Consider the following 12,777-nt stretch of genomic DNA (forward strand, 5'->3'; position numbering starts at 1 on the left):
ATTATTTATACTTGATTAAAGATCAAATTTCAATTATTGACCTTTATTTTTTTTGATGATGTCTTCAGAAAGTGATTTTGGTACTTCTTCATAGTGATCGAAGTGCATTGAGAACACACCACGGCCTTGCGTGTTAGAACGCAATGAAGTTGCATATCCAAACATTTCAGCAAGTGGAACCATTGCACGAACAACCTGTGCGTTACCACGAGCATCCATACCTTCTACGCGTCCGCGGCGTGACGTGATGTCACCCATGATATCTCCAAGGTATTCCTCAGGGATAACAACCTCAACGCGCATGATAGGCTCAAGAATTACCGGGTTAACTTTAGAGATAGCGTTTTTAAGTGCCATTGACGCAGCAACTTTAAATGCCATTTCGTTGGAGTCAACATCATGGTAAGATCCGTCGAACAATTTAGCTTTGATATCGATCAAAGGATATCCGGCGATAACACCGTTGTCTAGTGAGTCACGAAGACCCGCTTCGACTGCTGGGATGTATTCACGTGGAACAACACCACCAACGATAGCATTTTCAAACTCGAAACCTGCTCCTTCTTCGTTTGGCGCGAATTCGATCCAAACGTGTCCGAATTGTCCACGACCACCTGATTGGCGTACGAACTTACCTTCAACTTTAGCTGACTGGCGGAATGTCTCACGGTAAGATACCTGAGGCGCCCCTACGTTAGCTTCTACGTTGAATTCACGTTTCATACGGTCAACTAGGATATCAAGGTGAAGTTCACCCATACCTGCGATGATCGTTTGGCCAGTTTCCTGGTCAGTGTGAGCACGGAAAGTAGGATCTTCTTCTTGCAATTTAGCAAGGGCTTGACCCATTTTGTCTTGGTCCGCTTTTGATTTTGGTTCCACAGAAAGTGAAATAACCGGTTCTGGGAATACCATACGCTCAAGGATTACTTGCTGCTTCTCGTCACTTAAAGTATCACCAGTTGATGTATCTTTAAGGCCGATAGCCGCTGCGATATCACCGCAGTAAACTTCAGCGATCTCTTCACGGGAGTTAGCGTGCATCTGAAGGATACGTCCTACGCGCTCGCGTTTGCCTTTAGAAGAGTTTTGTACGTATGAGCCTGATTTAAGTGTTCCAGAATACACACGGAAGAAAGTAAGCTTCCCAACGTATGGATCTGTCATAACTTTAAACGCCAATGCTGAGAACGGTTCGTTTTCATCTGGTCTGCGCAATACTTCTTCGTCAGAATCCGGAAGAACACCAGTCATTGGAGGTACATCAAGTGGTGATGGCAGGTAATCAATTACTGCATCAAGCATTAATTGAACACCTTTGTTTTTGAAAGCAGTACCACAAACTACAGGGTAGAACTCAACATCCAACGTTCCTTTACGGATTGCTGCTTTAAGTTCGTCTACTGTAAGTTCTTCGCCACCAAGGTATTTTTCCATCAAGTTTTCGTCAAGCTCAGCAACAGCTTCCACTAGTTTAGTGTGCCATTCTTCAGCAAGCTCTTTATACTCTTCAGGAATATCCCCTTCAGTGATTTCAGTTCCAAGGTCGTTAGCGTAGAAGCGTGCATTCATTTCAACAAGATCGATGATCCCTGAGAATTCGTCTTCTGCACCAATCGGCAATTGGATTGGATGTGCATTCGCCTGCAAGCGGTCATGCAACGTTCCAACTGAGTAAAGGAAGTCAGCACCGATTTTATCCATTTTGTTTACGAATACAACACGTGGCACGCCATATGTTGTAGCTTGACGCCAAACTGTTTCAGTTTGCGGCTCAACACCTGATTGAGCATCAAGAACCGTTACAGCACCATCAAGTACGCGCAGTGAACGTTCAACTTCTACAGTGAAGTCTACGTGTCCAGGAGTATCGATGATGTTGACGCGGTGCTCTTTCCATGAAGCTGTTGTTGCAGCAGAAGTGATCGTGATTCCACGCTCTTGCTCTTGCTCCATCCAGTCCATTTGAGAAGCACCTTCATGCGTTTCGCCGATTTTATGGATTCGGCCTGTGTAATATAAAATACGCTCCGTAGTAGTCGTTTTACCGGCATCGATGTGGGCCATGATTCCGATATTACGTGTTTTGTCTAAGGAGAACTCTCTAGGCATGTTGTTCTTCTCCTTCCATCTCGGATTAAGATTTTAAAATCTTGTAAGATCTTACCAGCGGTAGTGAGCGAAGGCTTTGTTCGCTTCTGCCATTTTATGAATATCTTCACGTTTCTTAACTGCTGAACCAGTGTTGTTGGCAGCATCCATGATTTCATTAGCCAAACGCTCTTCCATTGTTTTCTCTCCACGAAGACGTGAATAGTTTACAAGGTAGCGAAGGCCTAAAGTTGTACGGCGTTCAGGACGAACTTCAACCGGTACTTGGTAGTTTGCACCACCAACACGGCGAGCGCGAACTTCAAGAACTGGCATAACGTTAGCCAATGCTTGTTCGTATACTTCAATCGGATCTTTACCGCTGCGTTCTTTAACTAGTTCGAACGCTCCGTATAGGATCTTTTGTGAAGTACCTCTTTTTCCGTCAACCATCATTTTATTAATTAAGCGTGTCACCAATTTCGAATTATAAATTGGATCTGGCAACACGTCACGTTTAGCTACAGGACCTTTACGAGGCATGTATGTTCCTCCTTTCAACGAAGGTTATTCGTTAATTTAATTGATTATTTTTTTTCTTTAGGGCGTTTAGTTCCGTATTTAGAACGTCCTTGCATACGGCCGTTTACTCCAGCAGTATCAAGTGCTCCACGTACGATATGGTAACGCACACCAGGTAAATCTTTTACGCGTCCGCCGCGAAGAAGAACTACACTGTGCTCTTGAAGGTTGTGGCCTTCTCCAGGGATGTATGCATTGACCTCGATTTGGTTAGTCAAACGTACACGCGCGTATTTACGCAATGCGGAGTTTGGTTTTTTCGGTGTCATTGTACCAACACGAGTACAAACTCCACGTTTCTGAGGTGAGCTTACGTTAGTCTGAGACTTTTTGAAGCTGTTATACCCTTTGTTCAACGCTGGTGAGTCTGATTTAGAGCTTTTTGGTTTACGAGGCTTGTTAACTAATTGGTTAATTGTAGGCATCGATTTTTTCCTCCTCTCAAAAGGTGTTCTAATACCACATATCCAGGTGGTTCATTTTTGGGTAAAAAACAAAGTCTTTGTGTTTTCTACACAAAAACTGGTATCCAGTAATTGCTTCAGCAGCTGCAGAGGATAACTTTCTGCCTAGCCAAGCTTTTATCTTGGGTGAATCCGTTTGACCTGACCTTATCATTGATGTCCGGACGATCATGATGGGTCATCCAAGCGTTCCACTTATATATTCTTGGACAATGCCACTTTAAACGCTATTACTGTTGCTTAGTACCGAAGATAATTCGCGTTTCTTGCCAATTTTCAAGGTATTTGCATACCAATAAAATGAAAGATCGCTAATCATCAACCTTCAACATAATATCACCCTGTGAATTTCATGTCAACTAAATTCATAAAAAATCCCGGGGAGCCCGTTAGCACTCCCCGAAATCTGTTCACTTTACTTACGATTCAGAACCGACGATTTCTTCCGTTGGCGCTTTTTCGCTTTGAGCGATTTTAATTTGGCGGTAACGCTGCATTCCAGTACCAGCAGGAACAAGTTTACCGATGATGACATTCTCTTTCAAGCCGAGTAGTTCATCGCGTTTCCCTTTGATCGCAGCATCCGTTAAGACGCGCGTTGTTTCCTGGAACGATGCAGCTGAAAGGAATGATTCTGTTTCAAGTGAAGCTTTTGTGATTCCGAGGATGACCGGACGGCTGGTTGCCGGAAGGTTTCCTTCAAGAACAGCTTTAACATTCGCTTCTGTAAATTGGTGGATATCCAACAGTGAACCTGGCAACAGTTCTGTATCGCCGGCTTCAATTACACGGACTTTACGGAACATCTGGCGAACCATGACTTCCACGTGTTTGTCGCCGATTTCAACACCCTGCATACGGTAAACTTTTTGAACTTCCTTCAATAGATAAACTTGAACAGCTTGTACATCTTTAACTTGCAATAATTGTTTCGGATCAATTGAACCATCTGTCAATACCTGGCCGCGAACGATGACATCATCCGCCTGCACTTTAAGGCGCGCATTGTATGGAGCCAAATATTTACGTGTTTCAACGTCACCTTGAATCGTGATTTCTTTTTGGCCTTCGCGAATTTCATCGATTTCAGTAACCGTACCTGTAATTTCAGAAATCACTGCCTGGCCTTTCGGATTTCTTGATTCGAAAATTTCCTGGATACGCGGAAGACCTTGCGTGATATCGTCTCCTGCTACACCGCCTGTGTGGAATGTACGCATCGTAAGCTGCGTTCCTGGTTCCCCGATTGACTGGGCTGCAATAATACCAACTGCTTCGCCCACTTCAACTTCGTCACCAGTCGCAAGGTTCGTGCCGTAACATTTTTTGCAGACGCCGTGTTTCGTGTTACAAGTGAATGCTGAACGGATCGTCACTTCTTTGATGCCCGCTTCAACAATGAGGCGAGTCAAATCTTGTGTGATCAATTCGTCTTTCGCGACAATCACTTCTTTTGTTTCAGGATGGCGAATTGTTTTCTTAGCGTGGCGTCCAACGATACGCTCTTCCAACTCTTCGATTACTTCCGTACCTTCCATCAACGCTCCAACCAACAGGCCGCGGTCAGTGCCACAGTCATTTTCACGGACAATCGCATCTTGTGCAACGTCTACGAGACGACGGGTCAAGTAACCTGAATCGGCAGTTTTCAGTGCTGTATCGGCAAGACCTTTACGTGCACCGTGAGTTGAGATGAAGTATTCCAATACCGTTAAACCTTCACGGAATGAAGATTTGATCGGCAGTTCAATGATGCGTCCTGCCGGGTTGGCCATGAGTCCGCGCATACCAGCTAATTGTGTAAAGTTGGATGCGTTACCACGGGCACCGGAGTCACTCATCATAAAGATCGGGTTCATATTGTCGAGGGATGCCATCAATTTTTCCTGGATAACATCTTTCGCGCTGCTCCAGAAAGAAATGACGCGTGCATAGCGCTCCTCTTCAGTGATTAAACCACGACGGAATTGTTTCATGACTTTATCTACATTGTCTTGAGCTTCAACAAGAATTTCACCTTTATCCGGAAGAACGACGATATCAGAAATACCAACCGTAATACCAGCTTGAGTGGAATATTTGAATCCAAGGCTCTTCATGCGGTCAAGCATTCTTGAAGTTTCCGTAATATGGAAACGTTTAAATACTTCAGCGATGATTTCACCAAGAATTTTCTTCTTGAATGGCGTTACAAGTTCAGCCTCTTCAATGTGCTTCCGAATATCTGTCGTTGTTGGGACAAAATATTTGGCTGGCGTTTCAACTTGCAAGTTATAATCTGTCGGTTCGTTGATATAAGGGAACGACTTCGGCAGAATTTCATTGAAAATGATCTTGCCGACAGTTGTCAGCAATAACATTTTGTTTTGTTCAGCTGTGAAAGTCGGGTTGTTTACAGAAGCTGCCTTGATTGCAATACGGGTATGCAAATGAACATGGCCAGTCTGATAAGCGACTAAAACTTCTTCAGGTCCAGAGAACGTAGCTCCTTCGCCAGTTGCGCCTTTGCGCTCCAACGTAAGGTAATAGTTCCCCAAAACCATATCCTGTGAAGGAGTAACAACTGGTTTTCCGTCTTTCGGGTTCAAAATGTTCTGAGCTGCCAGCATCAACAATCTTGCTTCAGCTTGAGCTTCAGATGAAAGCGGAACGTGGACAGCCATTTGGTCACCATCAAAATCGGCGTTGTATGCTGTACATACCAATGGGTGAAGGCGAATTGCTTTACCTTCGACCAATGTCGGTTCGAAAGCCTGGATGCCAAGTCTGTGAAGTGTCGGTGCACGGTTCAATAGAACCGGATGCTCCTTGATGACATCTTCCAGTACATCCCAAACTTCAGAATGAAGACGTTCGATTTTGCGTTTTGCGCTCTTAATATTATGGGCAAGTCCGCGTTCAACAAGCTCTTTCATAACGAAAGGCTTGAACAACTCGATCGCCATCCCTTTCGGCAAACCACATTGATACATTTTCAAGTTCGGTCCGACAACAATAACGGAACGGCCTGAATAATCGACACGTTTACCAAGAAGGTTTTGACGGAAACGGCCTTGTTTCCCTTTAAGCATATGAGAAAGAGATTTCAATGGACGGTTACCCGGTCCTGTTACAGGACGGCCGCGTCGGCCATTATCAATCAGCGCATCTACAGCTTCCTGAAGCATGCGTTTCTCGTTTTGAACAATGATGCTTGGCGCGCCTAAATCCAATAGGCGTTTCAAACGGTTGTTCCGGTTGATTACACGACGGTAAAGATCGTTCAAATCAGAAGTGGCGAAACGGCCGCCATCCAATTGAACCATCGGACGAAGCTCCGGCGGAATTACAGGCAGAACATCAAGAATCATCCAATCCGGGTTGTTGCCTGAATTACGGAATGATTCCACAACTTCAAGGCGTTTGATCGCACGTGTGCGGCGTTGCCCTTGAGCTGTTTTCAATTCTTCTTTCAATGAATCCGTTTCGCGCTCAAGATCAATTTCCTGAAGAAGTCGCTTGATCGCTTCGGCTCCCATTGCAGCCTGGAATTTCTTACCGAATTTGTCACGGTAAGCGCGGTATTCTTTTTCAGACAGCAATTGTTTCTTTTCAAGCGGTGTATCCGCAGGATCGATAACAACATATGAAGCAAAGTAAATAACTTCTTCCAATGAACGCGGTGACATATCAAGGATAAGTCCCATGCGGCTCGGAATGCCTTTGAAATACCAGATATGTGAAACTGGCGCAGCTAATTCGATGTGCCCCATGCGTTCACGGCGGACTTTCGAACGCGTGACTTCTACGCCACAGCGATCACAGACAACACCTTTATAACGAACGCGTTTGTATTTTCCGCAATGGCATTCCCAGTCTTTTGTAGGACCGAAAATACGTTCACAGAACAAACCGTCTTTTTCCGGTTTTAATGTACGATAGTTAATTGTTTCTGGCTTTTTGACTTCTCCATAAGACCATGAGCGAATTTTATCGGGTGAAGCTAATCCGATTTTCATGTACTCAAAATTGTTCACATCTATCAAGGAGCCTACCTCCCTTTTGTCTCGAGTTTCTATACGGCTCTTCCTCGTTAATGACCAAGTGAATGGATGCGGGGCAGTGCTGGACTGCCCTTCTCCAATTATTTATCAATCAACTGTTCCAATCGGTGTTTCCTGATCTGCAATCGGCAGGATGTTCAAAGAATCAGCGGGTTGAAGATCTTCCTCTTCATCCAAATCGCGCAATTCAATTTCCTCATCATCGATTGTCAGCATTTTAACATCCATACCAAGACTTTGAAGTTCTTTTATCAATACTTTGAATGATTCCGGCACACTAGGCTCCGGAACACTTTCGCCTTTAACAATTGCTTCATACGTTTTAACACGTCCGACTACATCATCCGACTTGACAGTCAAAATTTCCTGCAGCGTATGTGCAGCACCGTATGCTTCAAGCGCCCAAACTTCCATCTCACCGAAACGCTGTCCGCCGAATTGTGCTTTACCACCAAGCGGCTGCTGGGTAACGAGTGAATATGGTCCAGTTGAACGGGCATGGAGCTTATCGTCAACCATGTGTGCCAGTTTGATCATATACATGATTCCGACAGATACACGGTTATCGAAGGCTTCACCTGAACGGCCATCATAAAGGATGGTTTTCCCGTCTCTAGGCATGCCTGCTTCTTCCATTGTTTCCAGAACATCTTCTTCATTCGCTCCATCAAATACCGATGAAGCCATATGAATGCCAAGTGAACGGGAAGCCATTCCCAAGTGAAGTTCCAGTACTTGCCCGATGTTCATACGGGAAGGAACGCCAAGCGGGTTCAACATGATGTCGACAGGAGTGCCATCCGGCATGAACGGCATATCTTCTTCCGGAAGGATCCGGGAGATAACACCTTTGTTACCGTGGCGTCCGGCCATTTTATCACCGACAGAAATCTTACGTTTCTGCACGATATAAGCACGGACCAATTGGTTAACGCCTGGCGGCAACTCATCGCCGTCTTCACGGTTGAAGATTTTAACATCCAATACAATACCGCCGGCGCCGTGTGGCACACGCAGCGATGTATCACGGACTTCGCGAGCTTTTTCACCGAAAATGGCGTGAAGCAAGCGTTCTTCCGCAGTCAATTCCGTTACGCCTTTAGGCGTTACTTTACCGACAAGGATGTCGCCATCTTTAACTTCTGCCCCGACACGGATGATTCCACGGTCATCAAGGTTGCGAAGTGCATCTTCACCGACGTTTGGAATATCACGTGTAATTTCTTCAGGTCCCAATTTCGTGTCACGGGAATCTGATTCGTATTCTTCAATATGAACAGAAGTATAAACGTCATCTTTAACAAGACGTTCACTCATGATGATCGCATCTTCATAGTTGAAACCATCCCATGTCATGAATGCTACCAGGACATTTCGGCCCAATGCCATTTCGCCGCGCTCCATTGAAGGTCCATCAGCCAGGATATCGCGTTTTGAAACACGGTCTCCGACTTTAACGATCGGACGCTGGTTATAGCTTGTACCTTGGTTTGAACGGATGAATTTCTGCAAACGATAAGTGTCTGTATCGCCTTTGACTTCATTGCCGTCAACTTCTTCTATGCGGCGCACGCGGATTTCTTTCGCTTCCACGTACTCGACGATTCCGTCGTTTTTAGCAATGACTGCTGCACCTGAATCTCTTGCTGCAAGATGTTCCATTCCAGTACCTACAAAAGGAGCTTCCGGATTTAACAACGGAACAGCCTGACGCTGCATGTTCGCACCCATAAGGGCACGGTTGGAGTCATCATTTTCAAGGAACGGGATACAAGCAGTCGCAACAGAAACGACCTGTTTCGGCGAAACGTCCATGTAATCGACGCTGCTGCGTTTATAAAGCGTGTTTTCACCGCGGAAACGGGCCACTACTTCTTCTTCGACAAATGAACCATCCGGATTTAAGACTGAGTTCGCCTGTGCCACTACGTAATTATCCTCTTCATCAGCTGTCAGATAATCGATTTGACCTGTCACAAGACCAGTTTCAGGATCAACGCGGCGGTAAGGTGTTTCAATAAATCCGAATTTATTCACTTTCGCGAATGTGGAAAGTGTATTGATCAAGCCGATGTTCGGTCCCTCAGGAGTTTCAATCGGACACATGCGGCCATAATGCGAGTAATGAACGTCACGCACTTCAAAACCGGCGCGCTCACGCGTTAAACCACCAGGCCCAAGCGCTGACAGACGGCGTTTGTGCGTCAATTCAGCAAGCGGGTTCGTTTGGTCCATGAACTGCGATAATTGCGAACTGCCGAAGAACTCTTTAATTGATGCAATAACCGGACGGATGTTGATCAATTGCTGAGGTACGATCGCTTGTGTATCGTTGATGGACATACGCTCACGCACAACGCGTTCCATACGGGATAAACCGATGCGGAACTGGTTTTGCAAAAGCTCTCCGACTGAACGGAGACGACGGTTACCAAGGTGATCGATATCGTCAGTGTTTCCAACTCCGTATAAAAGGTTAAAGAAGTAACTGATGGAAGAAATGATATCGGCAGGAGTTACATGCTTGATCTTATCTTCTATATAAGCATTGCTTATAACAGTGATCTCTTTTTGCTCTTCGTCATTCGGAGCATAAATCTTAACAGCCTGCAATGTCACGTCGCCTTCTAAAACTCCGCCTACTTGAGTGACAGTATGGAAGCCCACACCACTTTCAAGATTCGGGATGATTTTATCAAGGACGCGGCGATCGATGACTGTACCAGCTTCTACAAGAATTTCCCCTGTTTCCGGATCAACCAGCGTTTCGGCAATAGTTTGATTGAAAAGGCGGTTCTTGATGTGAAGCTTCTTGTTCATTTTATAACGGCCTACATTGGCCAAGTCATAGCGTTTTGGGTCGAAGAAGCGTGAATATAATAAGCTCTTTGCACTTTCGACTGTCGGTGGTTCACCCGGGCGCAGACGCTCGTAAATTTCCAGAAGCGCTTTTTCAGTGCTTTCTGTATTATCTTTTTCAAGCGTATTGCGTAAGTATTCGTTATCGCCAAGCAAATCGATGATTTCCTGGTCGGAACCGAATCCAAGCGCTCTCAATAGCACCGTTACAGGAAGTTTTCGTGTGCGGTCGATTCTGACATACACAACATCTTTCGCATCTGTTTCGTATTCAAGCCAGGCACCACGGTTTGGAATGACAGTTGCGCCAAATCCTTTTTTACCGTTTTTATCTGTTTTGTCATGGAAATAGACGCTTGGTGAACGGACAAGCTGTGAAACGATGACGCGTTCAGCGCCGTTGATGACGAAAGTGCCGGTTTCTGTCATCAATGGGAAATCTCCCATGAAAACATCCTGCTCTTTCACTTCATCCGTTTCTTTGTTATGAAGACGCACTTTAACACGCAGTGGAGCCGCGTAAGTAACATCGCGTTCTTTTGATTCGTCTACTGGATACTTCGGTTCTGCAAGACTGTAATCAACAAACTCGAGCGACAGATTTCCTGTGAAATCTTCAATCGGCGAAATATCGCGGAACATTTCGCGCAGCCCTTCTTCAAGGAACCACTCATAAGATGATGATTGAATTTCAATCAGGTTCGGAAGATCCAGCACTTCACTGATTCTCGAAAAACTTCTGCGTTGACGATGTTGACCGTACTGAACTAGTTGACCTACCAACTTATTCACCCCTCAATAAAACGATTATAGGTCTTTGCGATTTCTACAAAATGGTGTATGATATCGAAAAGACAAAAAGAAAACGAGACCAATAAATCAGCTCATTTTCGGTTAACACGTGATTGGTACTGTCGCCATGCTCTGCCCGAAAAAGGGCAAACGACCTCAAAATAATAAATTTTGCATTTCATTATAATATCATAGGGATTTTGTCAAGTCAAACTTTTCTGGCCTCAAAAATGAAGTATCCCTTCTTCTTTTCCGCCACTCGGCAATTGCCGAAAAGTTCTTCCAATTTTTCCTGCGTCGAAGGAGCTCCCTGCTTTTTCTGGATTACCACCCATAACGATCCGCCAAGCGCAACTTTACTCCATGCTTCTTCGTAAAATCTGAAAACCGTTTCCTTACCGGCGCGGATCGGAGGATTCGTCAATATTGCCGAAAACCCTTCTTCTTCAACTGCAGAAAGTCCATCACTTTCATAGATTTCAACATTTTCAACATTATTTTTCGTTGCATTTTTCTTGGCCAGTTCGATGGCGCGTGTATTGACGTCCACCATATGAACTTGTTTCCGGGGAAAAGATTTTGCGATGGCAATTCCAATCGGCCCATAACCGCAGCCGACATCCAGCACCGGCCCTTCTACAGCAGAATCTTCGAATGTGTCAATCAAGACCCGTGAACCGAAATCCACTTCGTTTTTGCTGAATACACCCGAATCCGTCTGGAAATGAAATTTTTCGCCACGCAGGGTAAAATCCCATTCTTGGGGTTTGCTTGTCGTTTGAGGATTTTTGGAATAATAATGCTGTGACATAAAAAGCCCTCCTTACATTAATCAACCAGCGGCACGAAGTTAAATTTAAAATGAAGAAAAAGCTCGTCGGTTTACACTGACGAGCTTTTTCTGTATTGCTATTAAGATTCAGAAATTATTTAACTTCTACTGAAGCGCCAACTTCTTCAAGTTTGCCTTTGATTTCTTCTGCATCTTCTTTAGAAACGCCTTCTTTAAGAGCTTTAGGAGCTTCGTCAACTAGTGCTTTAGCTTCTTTCAAGCCTAGGCCAGTAACTTCGCGTACTGCTTTGATAACTTTGATTTTTTGGTCTCCTGCAGAAGCAAGGATTACATCAAATTCAGTTTGCTCTTCAGCAGCAGCAGCGCCGCCGCCAGCTGCAGCAGCTACAGGAGCAGCAGCAGTTACGCCGAATTCTTCTTCGATTGCTTTAACAAGGTCGTTAAGTTGTAGAACTGTCATTTCTTTGATTGCGTCTAAGATTTGTTCTTGTGTCATTATTAGTTCCTCCTATGATAGGTAATTTTTTTGTATTGCTAGGCAGCTAAGAGATTAAGCGCCTTGTTCTTGTTCTTCTTTTTGGTCTGCAACTGCTTTTGTTGTAGCAGCAAAGTTGCGGACTGGAGCTTGAAGCACGCTGAGTAGCATAGACAATAGACCTTCGCGTGATGGAAGTTCTGCCAATGCTTTAATATCTTCCGCAGAAGATACAGCACCTTCGATAACGCCCGCTTTAATTTCAAGCGCTTCGTTCTTTTTCGCGAAATCGTTGATGATTCTCGCTGGCGCTACGACATCTTCGTTAGAAAATGCGATAGCGTTAGGACCTGTAAAGTGTTCGTTGATCGCTTCAAGACCATGCATTTCAGTAGCACGGCGAGTCATTGAGTTTTTGTAGACTTTGAACTCAACGCCTGCTTCACGAAGCTGTTTACGAAGTTCTGTTAATTGTGCAACGTTCAATCCGCGGTAATCAACGACTACTACAGAAGCTGCAGAGCCGAATTTATCAGCGATTGTTTGCACGACAACTTTTTTCGTTTCAACTGCTTTTGTCATTTTGGCACCTCCCATAGATTTTCCATTCATACCGTTTCCATAAGAAAAGCCTCTGGTCCATTACAGACACAGAGGCATAAAGTCAGCATCAAAAAG

General features: G+C 44.7%; 8 protein-coding genes and 1 other annotated feature (1 of these 9 cut by a window edge). All 8 genes read right to left on the minus strand.

Annotation, left to right across the window (positions count from 1 at the left end):
* Positions 1-33: 33 nt before the first annotated feature.
* The gene (gene fusA / locus D2910_RS15105; RefSeq protein WP_084242191.1) at positions 34-2,112 is read right to left on the minus strand and encodes an elongation factor G; all 2,079 of its coding nucleotides are present in this window, start codon (positions 2,110-2,112) and stop codon (positions 34-36) included.
* A 51-nt stretch (positions 2,113-2,163) separates the two neighbouring features.
* Entirely contained in the window at positions 2,164-2,634 is a 471-nt protein-coding gene (rpsG, locus tag D2910_RS15110; protein WP_084242192.1) for a 30S ribosomal protein S7, read from the minus strand.
* Positions 2,635-2,678: 44 nt separating this feature from the next.
* Positions 2,679-3,098 (minus strand): 30S ribosomal protein S12, encoded by a 420-nt coding sequence (gene rpsL / locus D2910_RS15115; protein ID WP_084242193.1) that lies wholly within the window; start codon positions 3,096-3,098, stop codon positions 2,679-2,681.
* A gap of 458 nt (positions 3,099-3,556) precedes the next feature.
* Positions 3,557-7,162, minus strand: coding sequence for a DNA-directed RNA polymerase subunit beta' (rpoC, locus tag D2910_RS15120; RefSeq protein WP_084242194.1), 3,606 nt, complete (start codon positions 7,160-7,162; stop codon positions 3,557-3,559).
* Between the two features lie 105 nt (positions 7,163-7,267).
* Positions 7,268-10,822, minus strand: coding sequence for a DNA-directed RNA polymerase subunit beta (rpoB, locus tag D2910_RS15125; protein ID WP_084242195.1), 3,555 nt, complete (start codon positions 10,820-10,822; stop codon positions 7,268-7,270).
* Positions 10,823-11,039: 217 nt separating this feature from the next.
* Positions 11,040-11,642 (minus strand): class I SAM-dependent methyltransferase, encoded by a 603-nt coding sequence (locus tag D2910_RS15130; protein ID WP_117314083.1) that lies wholly within the window; start codon positions 11,640-11,642, stop codon positions 11,040-11,042.
* A gap of 115 nt (positions 11,643-11,757) precedes the next feature.
* On the minus strand, positions 11,758-12,120 hold the full coding sequence (gene rplL, locus D2910_RS15135) for a 50S ribosomal protein L7/L12 (RefSeq protein ID WP_084242197.1): 363 nt from the start codon (positions 12,118-12,120) through the stop codon (positions 11,758-11,760).
* A 54-nt stretch (positions 12,121-12,174) separates the two neighbouring features.
* Positions 12,175-12,681 carry a 50S ribosomal protein L10 gene (rplJ, locus tag D2910_RS15140; protein ID WP_084242198.1) on the minus strand — a complete coding sequence of 169 codons (507 nt, stop codon included), beginning with the start codon at positions 12,679-12,681 and terminating at the stop codon, positions 12,175-12,177.
* Positions 12,682-12,714: 33 nt separating this feature from the next.
* Positions 12,715-12,777 (minus strand) — a sequence feature (ribosomal protein L10 leader region); it runs 84 nt beyond the window's last position.

It is taken from the genome of Planomicrobium okeanokoites (assembly GCF_003428875.1).
Taxonomy (GTDB): domain Bacteria; phylum Bacillota; class Bacilli; order Bacillales_A; family Planococcaceae; genus Planococcus; species Planococcus okeanokoites.